20 protein-coding genes and 2 tRNA genes are annotated in these 21,044 nt (G+C 44.8%); 16 read left to right on the top strand and 6 right to left on the bottom strand.

Annotated elements, in window-relative coordinates:
* Window positions 1-5: 5 nt before the first annotated feature.
* The 3 genes from AC787_RS12920 (at window position 6) to AC787_RS34460 (ending at window position 533) form a co-directional block, all read left to right on the top strand.
* Window positions 6-82, top strand: a tRNA-Arg gene (locus AC787_RS12920).
* Window positions 83-95: 13 nt separating this feature from the next.
* A tRNA-Leu gene (locus AC787_RS12915) sits at window positions 96-177 on the top strand.
* A gap of 179 nt (window positions 178-356) precedes the next feature.
* Window positions 357-533, top strand: a complete 177-nt coding sequence (locus AC787_RS34460; protein WP_162839311.1) for a hypothetical protein — start codon at window positions 357-359, stop codon at window positions 531-533.
* Between the two features lie 36 nt (window positions 534-569).
* Here AC787_RS34460 and AC787_RS12910 read toward each other — a convergent pair whose 3' ends face one another.
* The gene (locus AC787_RS12910; protein WP_321166116.1) at window positions 570-1,358 is read right to left on the bottom strand and encodes an RNA ligase family protein; all 789 of its coding nucleotides are present in this window, start codon (window positions 1,356-1,358) and stop codon (window positions 570-572) included.
* Between the two features lie 183 nt (window positions 1,359-1,541).
* Between AC787_RS12910 and AC787_RS12905 the strand changes: the two genes are divergently transcribed.
* Both AC787_RS12905 and AC787_RS12900 read left to right on the top strand, forming a co-directional pair.
* The gene (locus AC787_RS12905; RefSeq protein WP_054025164.1) at window positions 1,542-1,955 is read left to right on the top strand and encodes a DUF2203 domain-containing protein; all 414 of its coding nucleotides are present in this window, start codon (window positions 1,542-1,544) and stop codon (window positions 1,953-1,955) included.
* Between the two features lie 144 nt (window positions 1,956-2,099).
* A complete protein-coding gene (locus AC787_RS12900; protein WP_054025163.1) occupies window positions 2,100-3,395 on the top strand; it encodes a PQQ-binding-like beta-propeller repeat protein in 1,296 nt (431 codons plus the stop codon).
* Window positions 3,396-3,478: 83 nt separating this feature from the next.
* Here the strand turns inward: AC787_RS12900 and AC787_RS12895 are convergent, their stop codons facing one another.
* Complete coding sequence (locus AC787_RS12895) at window positions 3,479-4,540, bottom strand: endonuclease/exonuclease/phosphatase family protein (protein WP_054025162.1); 1,062 nt, start codon at window positions 4,538-4,540, stop codon at window positions 3,479-3,481.
* 202 nt (window positions 4,541-4,742) lie between these two features.
* Between AC787_RS12895 and AC787_RS12890 the strand changes: the two genes are divergently transcribed.
* The 6 genes from AC787_RS12890 to AC787_RS12865 all read left to right on the top strand — a co-directional run bounded on the left by AC787_RS12890 (window position 4,743) and on the right by AC787_RS12865 (window position 10,367).
* Window positions 4,743-5,432, top strand: coding sequence for a type 1 glutamine amidotransferase (locus AC787_RS12890; protein ID WP_054025161.1), 690 nt, complete (start codon window positions 4,743-4,745; stop codon window positions 5,430-5,432).
* A 90-nt stretch (window positions 5,433-5,522) separates the two neighbouring features.
* Entirely contained in the window at window positions 5,523-6,431 is a 909-nt protein-coding gene (locus AC787_RS12885) for an aldo/keto reductase (protein WP_054025160.1), read from the top strand.
* Window positions 6,432-6,544: 113 nt separating this feature from the next.
* Window positions 6,545-7,315, top strand: coding sequence for an RNA polymerase sigma factor (locus AC787_RS12880; RefSeq protein ID WP_082360740.1), 771 nt, complete (start codon window positions 6,545-6,547; stop codon window positions 7,313-7,315).
* 26 nt (window positions 7,316-7,341) lie between these two features.
* Window positions 7,342-8,340 carry a hypothetical protein gene (locus tag AC787_RS12875; protein WP_054025158.1) on the top strand — a complete coding sequence of 333 codons (999 nt, stop codon included), beginning with the start codon at window positions 7,342-7,344 and terminating at the stop codon, window positions 8,338-8,340.
* Window positions 8,341-8,695: 355 nt separating this feature from the next.
* Window positions 8,696-9,139 carry an Rrf2 family transcriptional regulator gene (locus AC787_RS12870; protein ID WP_054025157.1) on the top strand — a complete coding sequence of 148 codons (444 nt, stop codon included), beginning with the start codon at window positions 8,696-8,698 and terminating at the stop codon, window positions 9,137-9,139.
* 211 nt (window positions 9,140-9,350) lie between these two features.
* On the top strand, window positions 9,351-10,367 hold the full coding sequence (locus tag AC787_RS12865) for an LLM class flavin-dependent oxidoreductase (protein WP_054025156.1): 1,017 nt from the start codon (window positions 9,351-9,353) through the stop codon (window positions 10,365-10,367).
* 93 nt (window positions 10,368-10,460) lie between these two features.
* Here AC787_RS12865 and AC787_RS12860 read toward each other — a convergent pair whose 3' ends face one another.
* Window positions 10,461-11,081 carry a M15 family metallopeptidase gene (locus AC787_RS12860; RefSeq protein WP_235560967.1) on the bottom strand — a complete coding sequence of 207 codons (621 nt, stop codon included), beginning with the start codon at window positions 11,079-11,081 and terminating at the stop codon, window positions 10,461-10,463.
* Window positions 11,082-11,260: 179 nt separating this feature from the next.
* Between AC787_RS12860 and AC787_RS12855 the strand changes: the two genes are divergently transcribed.
* Together AC787_RS12855 and AC787_RS12850 are read left to right on the top strand one after the other, a co-directional pair.
* Window positions 11,261-12,874: an S-layer homology domain-containing protein gene (locus AC787_RS12855; RefSeq protein ID WP_054025155.1), complete on the top strand. Its 1,614-nt coding sequence runs from the start codon at window positions 11,261-11,263 to the stop codon at window positions 12,872-12,874.
* Between the two features lie 288 nt (window positions 12,875-13,162).
* Window positions 13,163-14,401 (top strand): TraB/GumN family protein, encoded by a 1,239-nt coding sequence (locus AC787_RS12850; RefSeq protein ID WP_054025154.1) that lies wholly within the window; start codon window positions 13,163-13,165, stop codon window positions 14,399-14,401.
* Window positions 14,402-14,462: 61 nt separating this feature from the next.
* On the opposite strand, the gene AC787_RS12845 is transcribed toward AC787_RS12850, so the two are convergent.
* Both AC787_RS12845 and AC787_RS12840 read right to left on the bottom strand, forming a co-directional pair.
* Window positions 14,463-15,350 (bottom strand): DUF6999 family protein, encoded by an 888-nt coding sequence (locus tag AC787_RS12845; protein ID WP_054025153.1) that lies wholly within the window; start codon window positions 15,348-15,350, stop codon window positions 14,463-14,465.
* Window positions 15,347-17,221, bottom strand: coding sequence for a StlD/DarB family beta-ketosynthase (locus tag AC787_RS12840; RefSeq protein WP_054025152.1), 1,875 nt, complete (start codon window positions 17,219-17,221; stop codon window positions 15,347-15,349). Before AC787_RS12840 ends, AC787_RS12845 begins: the two co-directional genes overlap by 4 nt.
* Window positions 17,222-17,656: 435 nt before the next feature.
* Between AC787_RS12840 and abc-f the strand changes: the two genes are divergently transcribed.
* The 3 genes from abc-f to AC787_RS12825 all read left to right on the top strand — a co-directional run bounded on the left by abc-f (window position 17,657) and on the right by AC787_RS12825 (window position 20,679).
* The gene (gene abc-f, locus AC787_RS12835; RefSeq protein ID WP_054025151.1) at window positions 17,657-19,468 is read left to right on the top strand and encodes a ribosomal protection-like ABC-F family protein; all 1,812 of its coding nucleotides are present in this window, start codon (window positions 17,657-17,659) and stop codon (window positions 19,466-19,468) included.
* Between the two features lie 31 nt (window positions 19,469-19,499).
* Entirely contained in the window at window positions 19,500-19,943 is a 444-nt protein-coding gene (locus tag AC787_RS12830; protein ID WP_054025150.1) for a DUF4362 domain-containing protein, read from the top strand.
* A 436-nt stretch (window positions 19,944-20,379) separates the two neighbouring features.
* Complete coding sequence (locus AC787_RS12825; RefSeq protein WP_054025149.1) at window positions 20,380-20,679, top strand: hypothetical protein; 300 nt, start codon at window positions 20,380-20,382, stop codon at window positions 20,677-20,679.
* A gap of 92 nt (window positions 20,680-20,771) precedes the next feature.
* Here AC787_RS12825 and AC787_RS12820 read toward each other — a convergent pair whose 3' ends face one another.
* Window positions 20,772-21,017 (bottom strand): HPr family phosphocarrier protein, encoded by a 246-nt coding sequence (locus AC787_RS12820; RefSeq protein ID WP_054025148.1) that lies wholly within the window; start codon window positions 21,015-21,017, stop codon window positions 20,772-20,774.
* Between the last annotated feature and the right edge of the window lie 27 nt (window positions 21,018-21,044).

Below are 21,044 nucleotides of genomic sequence, written 5' to 3'. Positions count from 1 at the left end.
AATATGTGCCCTTAGCTCAGCTGGATAGAGCGTTTGACTACGAATCAAAAGGCCAGGAGTTCGAATCTCTTAGGGCACGCCATCTTTACTCAAATGCCGATGTGGCGGAATGGCAGACGCGCGCGACTCAAAATCGTGAGGGAAACCGTGGAGGTTCGAGTCCTCTCATCGGCACCAAATTTTCTAACACAAACTCTTAAGATCAATTTGATCTTAGGAGTTTTTTTGCTTTAGCGACTTGATATATTGAATGGGAAAAACACTGGATAAGATGGTTGTATTTAACAGTTAATATCTGTATGTTAGTTAAGACAGGAATTACTCTAATCATTAAATACAAAAAGGGGTGTGAGAAAATGGAAGGTTCTTCAAGCGGTTTTATTTTTACTTTTTTTCCAATATTATTGTTTATTGTATATGGTGTCGTTGCCCTTATGGGTATTTATTGTCTATATTTACTCATTAAACTTTTGATAAGAGCAATAAAAGCATTAGATATTCATTTAGATGAAAAAGGGAATAGACGGTTATAATGAGTGACTCAAGCATATGAGCAGCTTGGTATTCCTCTATTTTTTAAGGGTCCTTTCATAATCCTCGAACCGAATTTTTCGAATTTGTTTCCGATCAGCTGAACGAACAATAATGCCTTCTGACTTCCCCGTCGCATCTAATCCGACCTTTGTTTTTGCAAATTGCTTTAACAGGGCATAAGTGTCTTCGATCGTTCTGGGAAAGAGGGCGCCTTGTTCATTAGTCAAAAGAGGAGCAGATTCTAAATCAAATTGTTGTACAAAGTTTATTTTGTTAACCTCATCATAAAAAGGCTGTTTTCCATGCTCACGCCATTCTGCGATTCTCTCCTGCGGTAAGGACATCAAGTGCTCCAACTCATCGGAGTTAAGGGAGAACATGTCGAATACACGGTAACCCTGCGTCTTTGTGTCTGTATAGTTTTTGGCAGCTTTCGTTTTCCCGCCATATGATTCTTGATAGATGACAGTTAGCGCCCAATCTTGCTTTTCCCCAAAATCATTCATCACCTTTTCCGCTATAGGTTTAAGGAAATCAGCGATATTGCCGTAAGGATTTCCGATTCGATCTCCCTTTGCATATAACAACTCTTCTCTAGAACCAATGACATAGTCGATTTCATTATTGATGCCTTTAAACAATACGATTCTTGCGTTTTCACCATCAACCTTCTCATAAACATATATAGATTCCGCTTCATGAATGAAACCATGTTCCTCTGATAGATTTTCGGTTAAGCGCCCCCTTTCACCAAGGCAATGGTAGGTAAGAATACTGGGGTACTTCGTTATCGAGTTCAGCTTCTTTAGATCCAATCTGCTCATCTCCTTTTCTTTAACAGAGTAATTCGCTACGTTGCAATTCAGTCCTTTTTGTAATCCTAAATAATTTGTCTTGAAAGCGGAGAGGTGATAAAGAGAAGGTCCTTTACGGGACTTGAAAGAGAGAGTAGGATACTTATAATAAACGAAATAAACGATGATCATCGGATAAGGAGTGAATACGGGATGGGGAACAAAACCTTCACGCTGAGCGAGGCTAATGAAATGCTGCCGCAGTTGAAAGAGGATTTACGGAAGCTTCAGCAATTAACGGCGCAGTTTGAAGATTTATATAGGGATTATCAGAAAAAGAAGGCGGCTTACGAGCAGGTATTTGCTATTATTGAAGGCAGCGAGGATCCCTTCTTCGAGCAGGAAAGTCAGATGGAATTTATGAAGATGGAAGCGGATCTGTTAATTGAAAACTTCTCGAGAAAAGGCGTGCAGTTGAAAATGATTACGCCAGGTCTGATCGATTTTCCAGCGGTACTTGGTAATGAGGATATTCTGATTTGCTGGAAGGAAGGGGAAGATCAGGTTAGTCATTATCATGGCTTGCATGATGGATTTATGGGCAGAAAACCCTTTCCACAAGATTAATAGCATCAATAATTAATGACCAGCAAGGACATGTCCTTGACTGGTCATTTTTTTACAAGAAACCACTAATTAATAAGTAACTTTTTCCATTTATTTAACGTTATGTAAGTGGGCGGTTAAAACTTAGTGATAAGCAGGTGTAAAATGAATAACTGGAAAACAGCTTTCTCGCGCGGCGTTATGTTGGCATGCTGTTCTTTACTGTTAATGAGTACGGTCGTTTCAGCATCCATTGATTCACGCACATCCTATGTTGGAGATAATAAGGAAAAGGCGATAGCTGCTCCAATGATTAAGCCGCAATGGTCATTAACTTACGAAGGCGTAGTAGCGACAGGTGAAGGTAAAGCCTTTTATTTGCTAAAAGGAAAAGTAATAGCTGTTAATATTCAGAATGGGAAAAAACTGTGGGAGTATGGCAGCCAGCTCAAAGTACCTCTCGTTTATAAGAAGGGCCAAGTGTATGTTAATTCTAGCACTGGTCGTGTTCACGCTATTATGGCGTCCTCAGGCAAGAAGGTATGGGTGGCTTCAGTGAACGCAAATAACATTCATGATATTGCTCTGGATGGCGATCAGTTGTTCACCTTTAATGGCGACATTCAAGCTTACAGCATAAAGGATGGGAAATTTCAGTGGCGTGATAATTACAAAGAGCCGCTGCACACAAAGATACTGTTTCATGGAGATTTTATCATAGGGGAGAATGAATTTTCGGGTGCATACACTTACTCGCTCCTTCATGCTTTTAACCGCAAGACAGGAAAAAGTGTTTGGGAAGCTGCACATTATAATTTTCCTGTTGATGCGAAGGACGGAACCATAACTGCCCAAAAGCTCGCCAACCTTTTCGAGTCTGCACCATTAACAACACTGGATACCCTTGATATCAAGACGGGCAAAGTGCTTAACAGCGTGCAATATAATCCTCAAAAGATTGACTTGAATAAAGGACAATCGGGCAACGAAGGAGACGCTTGGATTAGTGGGGAAAGTGTATACGTTAATTTAAATTCTGAGGTGTACAGTTATCCTCAACATGCTGATCCGAGCAAAATAGAGCCCAAGGTGTATAAGCCTGTTGTCTACGATCCAGGGTATGAATATGCAGCTGGACCGTATGATGACAAATTGATTTATACGAATGGCCGCGGTATTTATGGTGTTAAATTAATCAACAAGACGACCGTGGATTATAATGCTGGTGTAACAGGCCTCATCGCACGTTTTGATTTAATCGGTAAAGGAATATATGTGGCCCAAACGGATGGTACGCTAACAGCTATAGATTTAGTGACGGCAAAGCCAATTCTGCAATTAAAAACAAACGGAAGAGAGTTCGGTGAGACGCTGCTCGAGAACGGAATGATTGTGGTTCTGACGGAAGGCAAGCTGCTCGCATTTAAACAACCAGCCGGCTTGAAATCAAGCGTCAAGTAAGCAACTTTACGATGAACGGACAAAGCTCATCGAGCATATATTCAAAAACAAGTCCCGATTGCTCACAATCGGGACTTTTTGCTTTAGCGTAAAACAAACTCTGCGGTTACCGGATTATGGTCACTGTGCTCAAATGCCAAATCAGTATTATGCAGCAGGATCTTATCAACATTTGAAGAAACGAGAAAACCATCAATAACAGCTCTGAAATTAATGCCTTCCGTGTATGCAATATCTAAAGTACGTACAGTAGCGATGCTGTCGTCTACCATCCACTTGAAGCCGCTTGGTTTGAAATCTTCCGGAAATGATTGGAGCCATTCCGGCCAAGCCTGAGTCGTTTCAAATCGGTCAGGAGTGGTGCTGGGCAGAGCATGGTTCCAATCTCCGCCTACAATAATATAATTGCCTTTGTCATTCTCCTTCTCTAAAAAAGCGGCTAAATAATCCAACTGCTGCTTGCGAATTTTCCCTCCCTCATCGAAGGCCGATAAATGAAGATTGATAACAATGAGTTCTTTTCCGTTATTGACCTCGAATCTGCTTTCTATAAAGGCACGGTCCAAATCAAGCTGCTGCCTTGGCCAGCTCTCTTTGCCAGGAAGATCGTATCGGTGATTGCTTGTGCTTTTGAACGTAGAAAAAGTTAGAAGGCCGCTCTGGACGGAACCCATAGGATCAAATATCGGAACGGGTACCCAGGGCACTTTATAATTATAGGCGAACGCATAGCTGTGATCTTCCAAAGCTTTTGCCAAATAGTCTATTTCGTTGATGTGGTTGCTTCTTGAAGAACGGGCATCGACTTCCTGAAGCAAATAAAAATTGGACTGGTTTGATTTCATAAAGGACGTAATTGAGTCCAGGTTGGCTTTCGTTTGGTTTTTGCTGCTAGAGCGTGATTTCTTGCCGCCATCCATAAAAAAATCTTGTTTTTTATCTAAGCCAGCATAACCGATGTTGAAGGTCGTAACTGTAAACGTTGTGCCTTGCTCGATTATTTGCTCTCTATTATTTTCTGTCGCAATCTCGACTACTTCGGCTGGTTTATAATCGGATAAAGTAATATACAGTAAAAATCCTCCTGCAATCGCGACTGCGATTATGACAAGCGTAATAATTATTTTTAATATTTTCTTCCCCATGTCATCCATCCTTTCATTACGTTTTTCTCGTTTAAGGCTATAAGTATGCTACTGGAAATGTACCATGATATGGGATAGGGAACTAGTTGTTTTTTATTGATGGTTTCCCATTATTCAGGAAAGTGATATTAACGACATGAAATAATTAGACTATAATTAAGCTCAATACATGTAATATGCGAACATCGAAGGGGAATGAACGATGAATATAATCGCTTTTAAACATTTTGCTTTTGATGATGATCATGCGTTTCGTTCATGGACGAGTCTTGGGGGACATCGCTTGGATGTAAAAGATCCTTCTCTTGAGATCGATGCCAAATGGCTTGACGAAATGGATTTGCTTGTTATATGTGGCGGGCCAATGAGTGTATATGAAGAAGAGAAATATCCTTGGCTTGCGGCAGAGAAGCAGTTCGTACAGCAAGCCATTCAGCTTGACAAAAAAGTGCTGGGCATCTGCTTTGGCGCTCAAATGATAGCCGAGCTGCTTGGCAGCCCCGTATACCGAAATGAGTATAAAGAAATAGGCTGGCATTCCATTAATCGCACGCAGGAGGAGCATTCTTGGCTGAGTGGCTTGCCTGAGCAGTTTATTTCGTTTCAGTGGCATGGCGATACCTTTGACTTGCCTCAGGACACGCGTCTGCTCGCTTATTCAGAGGCATGCAAGGTGCAAGCATTCGCTTATCGTGAGCGCGTAATTGGACTTCAATTTCATTTGGAGACGACGCCTGCCTGTATGGAGTCGATGTTTGCACATTGGTCCTCAGAGCTTATTCAGGCGCCATACATTCAAACAGCTGAACAGATTCGCAGTCAATTCGCGCGCAGTGAGCAGTCTCTAACAATGCTTCATGGCATATTGGATCAAATTTCCTTTGCAAGTTAATAGTGGAACCAATGGTGTTGCTCCCTCTATGCAAAAGTAATATCATAAATGGAAGAGAGATCATCGGTTAAAGAAAAGGAGCGTTCAAGCATGAAGCACAATCGTCTCGGAAAATCAGAGCTCTATGTAAGTGAGATCGGCCTAGGATGCATGTCACTAGGGACTGATAAGGCAAAGGCGACAGCCTTAGTACATGAAGCGATCGAGAAGGGCATTAATTTTCTGGATACGGCTGATCTTTATGATGAAGGCCTGAATGAGGAAATTATTGGCGAGGCAATAAAAGGACGAAGATCGGATATTATCCTTGCAACAAAGGTCGGCAATAGGTGGGAGAAAGGTAAAGCGGGCTGGTCTTGGGACCCGTCCAAAGCATATATTAAGTCAGCGGTGAAAGACAGCTTGCACAGGCTGCAAACGGACTATATCGATTTGTACCAGCTGCATGGGGGCACGCTTGATGATCCCATATCGGAGACGATTGAAGCTTTTGAAGAGCTTAAGCAAGAAGGACTCATACGTTATTACGGTATTTCGTCGATTCGTCCGAATGTCATTCGCGAGTATGTAGAGCGCTCAAATATCGTCAGTGTAATGAGCCAGTATAGTATTTTGGATAGAAGGCCAGAAGAGCAGATTTTGCCTTTATTAGAAGAGAAGGGCATCAGTCTCATTGCTCGCGGCCCGGTGGCAAAAGGGATTTTAACCGATAATGGTGCTGCGAAAGCAGAAAAGGGTTATTTGGATTACGACAAAGAGGAGCTGTTCATTTTGCGAGCCGCATTGCTAGAGGCAAGCGGAGGCTCTCGTGATATGGCGCATACGGCGATCAGATATGCGCTAGCCAGTCCAGCTGTAGCTGCCGTCATCCCCGGTGCAAGCTCGTTAGCGCAGCTGCTGCATAATATAGCGGCTAGCGAGGCACAGCAGCTATCGTCTTCGGAGCTCGAGGCCATTAAGGCATTGAGTAAAGAAAATCGATTTGAACAGCACCGTTAGAGAACATGAGAAGCTGCCTGTTGGGCAGCTTTTTTTTTTGAAAAAATCAATAAAAGATTGGATTCATTGATAGATAATTGGCGTAAGTGGCATCTGTCTAGTAAGGGGGATGAATGATGGAGGTTTGGGTACCCGATTTGCCGTCCCTGCTAAGCAGCGGAGCAGAGACAGAAGCACAGGAACAGTCGTTAGTTGAACGAGCAAGGTCCGGCGATGAGGAAGCGTTTGGAGAGCTTGTGCGTCGTCATCGCGCTAAGGCGCTTGGACTTGCGGGCACATTGACGAAGGATGCTTTTATGGCAGAGGATATCGTGCAGGAAGCGCTGATTCGTGCATTTATGCACCTCGGTACGCTTACAGACGCGAGCAGGTTTATTCCGTGGCTGCACCGAATCGTACGAAATCAAGCCTATATGAAGCTGCGGAGGGGCGGTCCTTATAGCAAGGAGCGGCCGTTCGTTAGTTTCATGAGCCAGTCGGGGCTGCCGGCAGATGCAGGGAAAAGCGGGCATGAGGTTGATTGGAGCGATATCGATAGCATCCTGTTTCATTTGACGGATCAAGCCATGAATGAGCCGAGCAACGGTCAAAATCCGGAGCATGCTGTCATCCGCAAAGAAACGCTGCAGAGCATTCATATGCTGATCCGCTGCTTGAACAAACGGGAGCGGGACATATTTGAGGCAAGATTTTTCGGGGAGCTCCCCCCCGCTGAGATTGCTGAGTTGTTCGATACGACGACTGCAAACGTATACAATATGCTGTCGAGATCAAGGGTTAAGCTGCAGAAGGAGCGCATACGCCTATCGATTAGTCTGTACGTGGAGCATAGAGCGTTGCTCGGTTTGCCTAGAAGGAAAATTCTAGCACCTCCCCCTTTATAAGTTCAGGAATGGAGTTGAAGGTATTGATGACGCTGGATAGGGATTGGTCCAAAACATGGACCTCGGCCGCAGCTGCTATACATGGCGCGGTGAGCTACACCGATAAAAAACATTTTACGCTAACAGATGTGATGGGATTTACCGGTCATGCCTTTCGCATGAATATTGATCCTATCACTATAAACGCGGCAGGACCCACCTCTTTCCCAGGCGGATATATACTGAGGCGAAATATAGGGAATCTCGGTTTTACGAGCTGTTTGGCTGATCCCACGACCCCGCTAACACCAGATAAAGTGGAGCGAACGATCGCTCTCGTTCAGCAGTCAATCGATCGTGGCATTCCTGCTATTTCATTTGATTTGTTTATACCCGAATTCGGTTTGATCTATGGTTATGATGACGATAAACAGCTCTTTCATGCAAAAGACGTATCAAAGGATGGTACGATAAGTTATTCGGATTTTGCCGATCCCAAGATTGATTTGTTGTTTGTGACGACGATTAGTGAAAGCTTGCCGCACTCGAAATACGAAATATTACGCATGGCGTTATCGATGATCGTCGATCATGGGCGAGGCAAGGAATGGACGCATGTGTTCGATGATAAATTTGTACAGGGTTTAGCGGGTTATGAGGCGTGGATTGGTGTCATGGAGCGGCGACATGCGGATGAGCATGGTCATGCCTATAACGTAGCTGTCATTGCTGACGCGCGCGAGTTCGCTGCTCGTTTTTTACGGGAATTGGCATTCCGCTGGGATGGGACGAATGTTGTGGAGAGAACGGTTCGCAAGCATGCGGGAGAAGCTGCTCTTCATTACGAGGCAGTTGCGGAAACGCTTGGCAAAATGAGAGAGCTATTCCCATTCCCAGAAGGAGGTCAGCCAAAGGACCCTGACACCGCAGATCGCGCCATTGTTCTGCTCAGGCAGGCGCATGAAGCTGAAACGAAGGGGCTGGAGCAATTGGAGCAGCTGTTTCATTTTATGAAGGAATATTATTCGGAGACTTGGGTGAATTGAGGCATCATTGTGTAAATGTACTTGGCTTCAATAGAAAGGAGTTAATTCTGAGCAAAGGGAGAATGGTCTTATGGCGAATCGCGTAAAGAAGGGGTCCGGGTTGGGCAAGTGTATGATGAAGGACAGTGGGGAAAGTTTTTTACTATGCATGATCCCGATGGCAATATGTTTGACGTCTGGGAAAACCATGATTGTGTGATTTCTTTTTAGCAAAAACAGACACTCAGAAAAAGTTTGGCAGAGAGAAAGCCTATACCAAGGCTTTCTCTCTGTGCTATTCTTAGAATGGAAGGTTTGACTTTAACAACTGTATGAAATAACATAACAGTATCCTTCTTGAGAGGGAGTTGTGAAAATGAATAGTGAATTTACGGTTGCGGTTCACAGCTTAGTGCTGTTAGCCTATTTGCCTGATCATATGGCAAGCAGCGAGATCATTGCTCGCAACGTTTCGACGAATCCGACACGCATTCGCAAAATTATGAGTTCCTTGCGGAAACATGGATTTGTGAAGACGAAGGAAGGAATCGGCGGGGGATATATTTTGAACTGTGAGCCGGGTGAGGTTACGCTGGCACAAATATATCGAGCACTATCTGGCGGTACGCTAAAGCCGCATTGGTGTTCAGGTAATCCAGAGGAGGACTGTCTGGTTTCCGCGAATATTCAAGTGGTGATGGATCATTTCTTTTATGAGGCAGAGCTTCATTACATGGCCTATTTGGAGCAAAATACGCTTCAAACGGCTTTGGACAAGATTCGAAAATGCCAACAGCAGTTAAAGACACAGCAGATTTAATGCTATACAGTACATGTAGGCATCAGGGCTGCTTCAAGAAAGAGCGGTAATTATGTTAAAAGGCTGCATATTGCCGCTCATGTCATGAAGCAAACGTCATTTGCAGATGCTCTTTTTTATGTGTAAAATGTATTTATAAATAGTACAGTTATTCATTGATTAATTTTGATAGAAGCTGTGGCTTCTAATCGCAAAGAAAAGAGTGAATGCTATGTCAGAAAAAACGATAAACAATTCCGCTTTTAATATCCCATTATCGGTTCTTGATGTATCCCCTATTGTAGAAGGAGGTACTGTTGCTGAATCACTTAGCAATACACTCGATCTCGCGCAGCATGCAGAAAAATGGGGGTATAACCGTTACTGGCTTGCGGAGCATCATAATGCGCCAAGCATCGCCAGCTCAGCTACATCCATCGTCATTGGTCATGTCGCGGCGGGTACGTCAACCATTCGTGTAGGCGCTGGAGGGATCATGCTGCCGAACCATGCCCCGCTCGTTATTGCTGAACAGTTCGGTACGCTAGAATCACTGTTCCCCGGTCGTATTGATCTTGGACTTGGCCGTGCGCCTGGCACTGATGGGCTTACGGCTGCTGCGCTTCGTGGAAACAGAAGAAGTAATGGGCATGATTTCCCAGAGCAGCTAGCTGAGCTGCGCGCGTTTTTAGACCCTTCGAGTGCAGAAGTGGGCATGCCTGTGCGAGCGATCCCGGGTGAAGGACTTGATATTCCGATTTGGCTTCTGGGTTCGAGCGATTTTAGCGCCTTGCTCGCCGCACAGCTAGGCCTGCCGTTCGCCTTTGCTGGACATTTCTCACCTAATTTCACCGTTCCTGCGATGAATCTTTATCGCAGCAGCTTTAAGCCATCGGCGATTCTCGATAAGCCAAAGGGCATGGTAGCGGTCAATGTGATTGCGGCAGATACGGATGAGGAGGCGGCGTATCTAGCGACGTCGATGCAGCAGTTGTTCCTATCCTTTATTCGCAATACGCGGGGAGCTTTGCCTGCTCCTGTTCACAATATGGATGATGTATGGACGGCGCAGGAGAAAATCGCCTTGATGCAGCAATTAGGTTCTTCCATAGTTGGCGGACCGGAGACGGTACGCACGAAGCTGAAGCAATATATTGAAGCAACGAAAGCCGATGAAATTATGGTCGCTGCTCATATTTTCGATCATCAAGCAAGATTGCGTTCTTATGAAATTATAGCAGGTCTTTAATAAGCTATATGTGCAAGCGAGATTGAAGAAGCAATAAAAAGAGTGAAGACTTAGTATCCAAGTCTTCACTCTTTTTGCTGGAACCATGTTAATTTATTCGACTGGCGGAAAATGTCCTTTGCGGAGTTTATTGATTGAATAACCAAAGTCCATTTGAAGATGAGGATAGTCAGGAAAGTTATTCCAATCCCCGCCCCAAGAGAAGCCAAGGCGCTTAGCGATTGCAACAACCTCCATCCAATCGGATTGACCATTTTTATTGCCGTCATATTCCATGTCCCATACGACCTGACCCTTCTTGGTGCGCAAGGCAAAATCGATAGCAAGGCCGTAATTGTGATAGGAGTGTCCACCTTGAACTTGGGTAACGACATTTCCTTCAGTTGTGCGTCCTTTTGCATAAATAGCATTTTGCTCCTCGCTTGAACGGAAGCCGTCTGTGACGAGGATAGTGATGCCGGCTTTGCTCGTTTCGGCAATTAGCTCGGTCTGCTTGATGAATACGATCGGATGCAGCGCCGTTATGGGAGGAGCGGCGATAGGGTCGTTGTTAGGCAAGTAGGGGTCAAAGGAAAAAATAACTTTCCATAAAAGAGCCGCGGTTAACGCTAAAATAATAAACAGCAATACTCGGTTTCGCTTTCGCTTATTTCTTGCAGCTAGGCTCAGCTGAGTCGGCATTGTCTGATGGGAAAATGGATTTCGTTCCAGCATGCTGAATCTCCTTACGTTTTATATCCGCTTATTTTATCATAATGTCTATTATGTTGCCCTAGTCTGTGGTAGGGGATTGGCTGTATCGACATTTTTTTGCGTTCTACCAATATTTTAGTAATGAGTAATAGAATAGATTTTGTTATGCTTCGAGGATTGGTCGCATTAGGAGGTCTTTCGTGAAGCATACTTATACTAGATTTACTCTGGCAGCATTTTCTTTGCTGTTTTTTATAACGCTTGTAGCACATCCAATTGTGGCTCAAAGCACGCTGCCTTTTGATGATATATCGAACAGCTATGCCAAACAGGAAATTATTGATTTATATAATAAAAAAATTATAACAGGCACGTCGGAGCGAAAGTTCTCGCCGAAGGAATCGATCTCGAGAGCAGAGTTTGTGACCGTGCTTGATCGGCTGCTGGGGCTCAAGCCTGTAGCGACTCCAGTGTCACCATACACGGACGTAGCTAAGAAGGCATGGTATTATGGCTGGATTCAGGCCGCGGTGCAGCTTGGCTTAGCTGATGGCGTCAGCGCATCCCAGTTTGCACCTGCGAAGGCGGTTACAAGGCAGGAGGCAGCTGTATTACTCGCGCGAGCCTTAAAAAAGTTGGATTATAAAACAGGTGTAAAGATGAGCTTTGGCGATGACAGCCGCATTGCTGAGTGGGCGAGTTCTTCTGTAGCGGCGATGAATGCTCTTGGCCTTATGAAAGGTGACGATAAGGGGAATTTTCGTCCATCTGATCCGATAAGCAGGCAAGAAACGGCAGCTATGATTCATCGGGTGCTGCAAAATGTGAACTGGGCAGCTGAACTTGCAGCTAAGCCCAAGGAAACGATTAAGTTAGGCTGGCAGTATGGCCAGACGACACAGCAATATGAACAAACGATTTTGAGTTCGAATGTAAATACTTTGTCCCCACGTTGGTACTTTACAGGGGAAGCGGGAGAAATATCAGATAACACTGATCCGTCCCTTGTAACATGGGCGAAACAGCATAATAAAAAAGTATGGGCAATGGTCGGCAATCGCTCGGATCAAGCGGCTACTCATAAGCTGTTATCCAGTTCCGCAGCGCGCAGCAAAGCAATCTCGCAGTTGGCAGAGTACGTTACAAAGTACAAGTTGGATGGGCTTAATATCGATTTTGAAAATGTTGCCCCGCAAGATCGAGCAGCTTTGACCGCATTTATAACGGAGCTTTCTAAAAAGCTGAAGCTCTTGAAAGTTACACTTTCGCTAGACGTCTCCCCCGACCGAGATACGGACTGGACGGACGCTTTCGATTTTGCCGCGCTTGGGAAGGCAGCCGATTATATCGTATTGATGGGCTATGATGAGCACTGGGGAGGCAGCTCCGAAGCGGGCTCAAATGCTTCGATAGGTTTTGATGATGCGGCCGTGAAAAAGCTGCTTAAATTGGTGCCCAGCCAAAAGGTTATATTGGGCGTGCCTTTCTTTAACCGTGATTGGAATTTAAAGAAGGACGGAAGCGTTGAGTCTTCTGCATTTATTTCATTAGGTGAGCAAAATGCGCTAATTAGTAAATATGGGATCAAACCTTTATGGGACGCCAAACTTGGGCAGTATACAGCTGCTTATGTGAAGAACGGTGTAAAGCATAAAATATGGGTCGAGGACGGACGTTCTTTAACCGAAAAATATAAGCTGGCTGTAAATGCTAAGCTTGCGGGACTAGCTTATTGGTACGTAGGCGGCGAAAGCCCGGATATTTGGATAAGCATGAAAAATGCAGATCGATTTTTGAGTTATTCCTTTTTATGATCGATATAGTTATTTACCAAAACCATTGAAATGATTCGTAAAAGCAATCAAGAAGGACACGCCTGCAAATAATGAGGTGTGTCTTTTTTTGTTGATGAGCTGCCGCTAGCGTATGGGAAGATGCATTATATGATACTAACATTATGTAAAGCAACGAAAACTAGATTCGTATTTTCCGAACTAGTAATTGCGTGGTAAAAATGTGTAAAATATGTAAGACGAAGCGGCGATTTTTATTCATGCATAGATGACATGAGGCCGCTAAGATGAGAGGGAGAGGGTCCGTTCATGAAAAAGCTTGCATCATTATTTCTATCATTAGCTCTACTATTTTCTTTCGTAACGAACATCCAAGCAGAGGCCAAGCCAATTTCAGTTTGGATTGACGGCGAGCAGGTTCAGCTCGGTGAGAATCAACCTACGATGGAAAAGGGAACGATCCTTGTTCCGGCAAAGCAAGTTCTTCAAAAGCTTGATTTCCAAGTAACTTGGGATCAGAAAAATAAAGTCATCACAGGTAAGAAGCAAGGACTGACCCTTTTATTCCAAATCGATAACTTAGGGGCAATGGCTAACGAAACGGAAATAGGATTGCTTGCTGCGCCTAAGGTCGTTAAAGGAACGGTTTATATTCCTTTGCGCACTGTAAGTGAAGCATCAGGCTACGAAATTACTTGGAATAAAGAGCAGCGCTCCGTTTCACTTGAGGAGATTGAACCAAGTAAAGGTTTCCTTTGGAAAGTAGAAAAGGAAGGCAGCACGGTATATTTGCTTGGGTCGATTCATATCGCGAACAAAGCTATGTATCCTTTGCGCCCTGAAATTCAAAAAGCCTATGAAGCATCCGACTATTTGGTTGTAGAGGCAGATATATCGAAGATGAATGAGGAGAAAGTGCAAAAGCAAGTGCTTGATTTAAGCATGTTGAAGGACAACACAACGCTTAAAGATCATATTTCTGCCGATTCCTATAAGAAGCTTGTAGAGATTTTGAAGGCGAATGGTTTGGCGGAAAATGCGCTGGATACCTATAAACCATGGAGCGTTTCGTCTACTATAGATTATCTCAGTTCAACAAAAGCAGGTTATGATTCAGGCATAGGGATTGATGCACATTTCTTGCAGCAGTCGCTGGAGAAAAAGAAGCCGATTCTAGAGCTGGAGTCGATCGAATACCAACTTAATATGTTCAACAATTTTTCAGACAAACTGCAGGAAGAAATGCTGAAAGGTTCTATTGAGAACTATTACGCAGAAAAATCTGGCATTGAGGATCTTACGAAAATGTGGGTAACCGGGAATGAGGAGCAGCTGCTTGAGCTGACTAAATCAGCCTCGTCGAATGAGGAGCTTAATAAAGCGCTGCTTACTGACCGTAATGCTCCAATGGTTGATAAAATAAATGGTTATTTGAATGACAGTACAAAAAAATCATATTTCGTGGTAGTAGGAGCTGCGCATATGCTCGGCGAGAACGGTATCGTTCCACTGCTCGAGAAGAAGGGTTTTACTGTAACTCGTCAATAACAGCATGAAAGAAAGAAGGCAATCACGCAGTGAGCGTGATTGCCTTCTTTTTGTTGTACGATCAGCAGTTATGTTGCTGTTGCTGCTTAAGCTTAAGCTCGACGAGCAGCGCGTGGAGCTGCTCTGTCGCTAGGCCATGCAGTACGAGTCGAAAGCCTGCCTTAAGCGTCGTGAGCGGCACCATCGGATGCTTGTTATTAATAAGCGCGAGCCGGTCATTGCTGCCGATAATTTTGGAGGCGAGAATGCCAATCGTTTCATCCAGCTGCAGCGAGTTGGTCGCTCGCCAGAAGTCATTATCCGTCAAAAACATTTGGTAGACGGGTGTGAAGCATTCAATCGCGGTCGTCAAGTCCATAAAATTGGTCCAGCGATTAGGCATTTGATCAATGGGCAGAGGTTCTGAAGTGATGGCGCTAAAGTTAAGCCGATCCTGCTTCGTAATCTCAATCCCTTTATGACGCAGCTCTCGATTAAGATTGATGACGAAGTTGTATAAATTGAGATCATGTATCAAAAAAAGATCATCTTTTACCGGTTCAAGATTGGTCGGTTTAAGCGGGTTCATCTCGATCTGAACGTCTGGCACGTTATCGCGAATAAAGCCGAGCACCTCAGAGCCGAGATAGAAGTGGCGTAAAATCATAAAATTAGCACCTGGGCTGACGAAGGTTTTCATCCCGAAATACAGCACGCGGTGCAGCAACCGAGACGATGTGAGTGCCTTAGGTACGATTATTTTATAAAGCTGAAGAACAATGATCATTAATCTCGCAAAAGGTCTTAGCAAGGGCAGTAGAAACTGCCGTGATTTGCTGGAGCAATCCTTGAGGTATGCAGCCTTGGCCTCCTCATTGAAGGGAATGCTTTGATCCATAAAGATGGCTAGAAACGGATTTGGATCGTTTTTGTCATGCGGCATATGATTAAAATAATCAGCGTTGCTCATACATTGCCCAGCTCCTCTAATTGCAGCAAATATAAGCGGGCCGTCGTTTTTGCCGTTTTCACTATTCGGCCTGCGATCTCGGCTGTAAGCATCGGATGCTGAACGACAGCCTCCAGCCTCTCGAAATGTTTCTCATCAGAGTCGCTATGATAAAGCAGGAACGATACTTCTTCATCGCTGAGTCCAAGCTGATCTCGAATCATTTCGCCCCAGTAGCGCGCCATTCGGCATCCGAGTCCCTCTATAATCCACATGGCGCCAATGAGATCAACTGGATTTTCGCGACTAGCCCGTTGGAATAAATAGGCTGACAAAGCTTCGCTGCCAATATTTTTCTCGCCCGATTGTATGTGAGCTAAGTCGCCTCCGATGGCGACATAGTTCCGTTCGAGTATTTGAAAGTCACGATGCTCATCGCGCGCATGGGCAATGAATGTCGAGCGGAGATCGATATGCTGGATGGCGATATACGAGGCTGCACGAGCAATCCACTGAGACCCATCAATGACCTGCTGGCGGATGTTTTCCATTAACGCCTTGTAGTCTTGCAGGGTGAATTTGTTGTTGTACAGTTTATGAATAACCGGGACATGTGCCAGCTTTTGCTCAAAATCAATCCAAACCTGCACGAGCTGCCTAACGAGCTGAGCTTGAACGTGATCTGCTTCGTTATACTCCAGATGAGGAGCCTCAGGCAGCCGTTCTTCAAACACCGGTTCTGCCGTATGTTTCTCATCAACTGCATGACCTACGACCGTCAACAGCATATAGGAGGTTTGGAATCTGCCGCTTTCCGGAACCATGCATAACACCTGCTCACCTGGCTTCAAATGGCCTTCGTTAAGCAGCTCCTCCAACATGATATAGATAGAAGCAGCGCCAGTGTTGCCCTTCGTATATAAATTCGTAAACCACTTCTCCTCAGGAATCGTGAGTCCGCCAAGCTGCAGCAGCTTAAATATTTCCTCGCGGAAAAAATGGGATGAATAATGGCATACCATCCAATCGATAGCATCGGGATCGATCTTCCCCTCATCCACCAGCTCGAAGAATCGATTAACCCCGACCTTAGGCATTTCGTTAACGAGCCGAATATCTTGTTTTAGATTAAGGGCACCGTCATCCGCTGCTTCATGAATGGAGGCATAATCAAGCCAGCTTGTTTGCCCGGCATTCTCCTTATTGGTGCCTGCATACATGCAGACATTATATAGATTAGCGTAGGATTTGTTGTCGATCCATTCAATGCGGAGTGATAAGCCGCTTGCGGAAGGCTGATGCTGTAGAACCGCTGCACCAGCTCCATCGGACAGCATAAATCGCAGAAAGTCGGTATCGAAAGGAATAGGATGATCGGCAAAAATATTTTGAGCTTCGAATCTTGTATTTTTGAATACGCGGCTAGGAAATTCACTGGCACAGGAAATTGCGGTCTGGTGCTCCCCAGATTGCACATGCAGAAACGCGTTTTTCATCGCTTGCATACCGCTAGCGCAAACGCCATGATGCGTGGCTACCTCCATTACGGGAAGTTTCGTTTCAGCATGTACCATGCTTGCGAAGCCTGGCACAAGCAAATCACCTTGGGTCGTACCGACAGCGAGAAACGCAATCTGGTCATCCAATGCTGCTTTATTACGGGAGAGTGCATCGCGTATAGCGAGTCCTGCCATTTCTGCATTTGAATATTGACTCTTCTGTTCCTTGTTTATCGCATAATGCCGAAAGCGTATTTTGTTTTGATTAAGAATTCGCCGCATCGACTTGGAGCTTTTACCGTTTATTTTGCCGAGGTAATCCTCGATTTCAGCATTGCTGACAGGCGGTCCGGGCAAAAACTTGCCAATGCTCGTTATATAAACGGGATTCATAAAGCACCTCCAATTAAGAAATATTTATAAGTCTTATGATCGTTTATGCAGCTTTTTTAGCAAAGTACTAACTTTATTTGGTACCGCATCAAAGTCGGGCTTGAATAAATACACGATCGTCTTATATAATAAACCCATATCAAAACTGATGACTGACGGAGGTAACCCAGCCGATGAAGTAAATACACGATTCCTGTAAACAACTTGTTTAAGTACAAGCGGCGTTCTCATTAGCGAGAACCGGTCAGGGATACGTGCGTCGATTTGGGGGCTTATGGATAGTCAATCAGCAGCGATAGATACGAGATGTTTACCCGCTATCAAGCGGCGTGACGCATCGTTATTTTCGTTTACCTGATATTCCCCTGCGTATTCGACCGTGTGCCGCTGGCCACGGTTTTTTATTATGTATTCAGAAATGGGGAATGTTCTTTGATGCTATTAAAAGTTAAACATGTGAATAAGGAATGGGACGGCAATATACTGTTCGAAAATATAAATTTTGAAGTCAGAGAAGGAGAAAGGCTTGCGCTGTTTGGTCGCAATGGCGTGGGCAAAACTACGTTGCTGCAGGGCTTGACCGGTAGAATTTCGTTCGATGACGGCGAGGTGCAGCGCCTCCTTCCTCTTGAAGAATGGGGCTGGCTCGACCAGCAGGCGCAGGTGAATTCCTCACTCACGCTGCTTGAGTTCGTGCAGGCCGGCACAGAGGAGTTGTTCCGATTAAAGCGGAGCATGATGGAGCTAACACAGCGAATGCAAGCGGATGCGAGTGAGATGCTGTTAAGTCAGTACAGCGAGTTGTACGAAAGGTATGCGCAGCTTGATGGCTATAGCTGGGAGATGAAAGTGGAGAGATGCTTAACGCAGTTAAGCTTTGATTCCTCTTTATGGGGCTTATCATTCTCGCAGCTAAGCGGAGGCCAAAAGACGAAAGCACAATTGGCGGCGCTGATGGTCAGGGAGCCGAAGCTAGTCGTGCTGGATGAACCGACGAATCATTTGGATGCGGCTGCACTTGATTGGCTGGAGGAATGGGTGCAAGCATACCCAGGAACTGTCTTATATGTGTCCCATGACCGGATGTTTATTGACCGCACAGCAACGACCGTTCTTGAATTTGAACGAAATGGATGCCGTCGATATTCAGGAGGCTACTCTCARTATAAGGCACAGAAAGAGCTGGAGCTCAGGACGCAGGAGGCGCTGCATAAGAAGCAGGAGTTGGAGCGGGAGAAGCTGCTTGAGAGCATACGGATGTATGCGGAATGGTTCCAGCAGGCGCATAAGGCAGCGGGTCAAAATGATTTTCTTAGATCAAAATCAAAGAAAAATGTTTCACGTCTGCATGCAAAGGAATCCGCGCTTGAGCGATTGGACCGTGATAAGGTGCAGAAGCCGCGTGAGGAATCACAGCTTCGTATGCAGCTGGAGTCCGAAGGTTTTGCTGCTGCAACACTGCTTCGGATGGAGGACGTTAGTTTTGCCTATGAGGGTCGCAAGCAAGTCATAAGCAGGCTAAGTCTCACCCTTGGCAGAGGCGATCGACTTGCTGTACTAGGTCCGAACGGAGTAGGCAAGTCGACTCTGTTAAAACTTGCGACAGGCAGTTTATTGCCAAGCACAGGCAAGGTTAGCCTTCATCCTCAGGTGAAAATTGGATATTTTGAGCAGGAGCTTGATAAGCTCGACAATGAGATGACCATTCTAGACAGCTTATTGATGCTTCCAGAAATGACTCAGTCACATGCAAGGACGATTTTGGGCTGCTTCCTGTTTTCAAAGGAGGACGTATTTAAGCGAATCGGAGATTTAAGTATGGGCGAGCGATGCCGAGTAGCTTTCTTGAAGCTGTATTTTGGCAAAGCCAATCTGCTCGTGCTCGATGAGCCAACGAACTATTTGGATATTAGCACGCGAGAGCAGGTCGAACAGGCGCTTCAGCATTATCCGGGTGTCGTTCTGCTTGTAACCCATGATCGCTATTTAGTTCGCCAAGCGGCTAATCGGCTGCTCGTACTGGATGGGCAGAGTGAACCGAGTTTGTTCCACGGATCGTATGAGGAGTATATATCTAAGGATCGAAGCCGTTTGCTTTCTGCAGAAGAGCAGGTAAGCCAAAATGAGCGGGAGATGTTGCAGCTGCGTTTAACACAGCTCATGAGCAGTACTGAGCCGGATGACCCTGCGGACCAGCAGCAATTGATGAATGAAATTCGCCAGCTGCGCGCGCAAATAAATAGCTAATGGATGGGCTGAGGAAAGGAGGATTTACATCATGGCTATGAGAACAATAGCAGCCATTGCAGTAACGATGCTTCTGCTGGTTGGATGTGCTGGTCAGGAGCAGGCTACAGTGCCTAAGCAAAATGCAGATGAAGCCTATGACTATGCGATTAATGAGACGGAGGATGTCATTGCAAAGTCGGATGAAGTTACGAATAGTGAGAAACTGGATGCTTTTATTAGCGGATCTGCGGATGAAGTCCGAGTTGTGCGTTTTATAACAGAAGGAAACCCGATTTTTTATAATCTCTTGCGAATAGAGAAGCAGATCGAGGTTCGTTACGATACTTCGCAGGATAAGTACGGCTCATCAAGCGTGAAAACCTATTTATGCGATACGCTGCAAAAAGAAGCAAAGGGGCGTGCTTACGCCTACAAACTGAGTGGCTGTGGAGCAGCTAACAAGTCAGTAGATTTGTTGGATGTTCCCATCTAAGCTGGAGATATAAGAGAGGGAGCTATCCGTGTGATAGCTCTTTTTTTGTTGCTATAAAGTATCTAAGAGCTATGTGGATGGCATTCGATTGCGCGTAAATGCAAAATAATTTACATTTTTATGGATATAAATTACAATGCTTACAATGTTAATGATTGGCAGGTGCGGCTGGTGTTACGAGGCCATGCAACGGACATCAGAGACCTTATTTGCTCTTTGCACCGCTATTACACGATTTAACGGACATAGCGTCCCTTATTTCTTAATAATTCAAGCGTTTGGGTGATATTATGAGCCAATAAGGGCTTCTATGTCCATTAGAAAGTCATTTAGCCCTAATATTCAGAAATAACGGCTTCTATGTCCGTTAGGACGAAGTTGAAACTCGTCATGCACTGATTATTGAGTTGAACCAGTATTTGAATGCGAGGTGAGTGTGATTTTAAAGAAGAAGAAGTTAATTCTCATTAGTGTCGCTATTATGGTTATTTTCCTATGGTTCCTGACCTTTCTATCTCCTGAGTGGACGATCCGCAGACATATTTTAACGAGCTTGCAGCCTATCAACAGCTTGACAGCAGACATTACCACAATGGGCAGAGTAGATGTTGAGTATGGGTACTTATACAATGTGAGCGGATACATGCACAGGCCTACGGGTGATGAGCTGGGCGTTGTTTATTTGAAAAAGCTTGGACCGTTCTGGTATGTTGCCAGCGTAGGGACAGGTCCGTGAGGATAGCGACTGTCCGATAAGTTGTGTATCTACTTATGGGACAGCCGCTTTTATTAAAAGTTCTGCAACGTACGAGGTAATCGAACCGGGGATTATCGAATTACATCGACTTGAAGATTATGTTTCTTGAATATATGAACCATTGCGGTTTTGGCTTCCTCTTCATCAGGACCATGTATCTCAAGGTGATAGGCATGAGTCTGATACAAAATGATGCTCAGTCCAAGGATGCTTTTGACATCGATAAATTTTGAATCACTGGTGCGGAGTACGATGCTTGATCTAAAATCGGCCGCCATTTGATTAATATCAACGATAGCCCTGATTCCAGCTGTCATTGGATAACCCCCGTTCCGTTCGTTTTC

The organism is Bacillus sp. FJAT-28004, from assembly GCF_001280845.1.
GTDB lineage: Bacteria > Bacillota > Bacilli > Paenibacillales > Paenibacillaceae > Pristimantibacillus.
The sequence above is the reverse complement of the archived record's forward strand: the minus strand, read 5'-3'. Positions and strand labels throughout refer to the sequence as shown.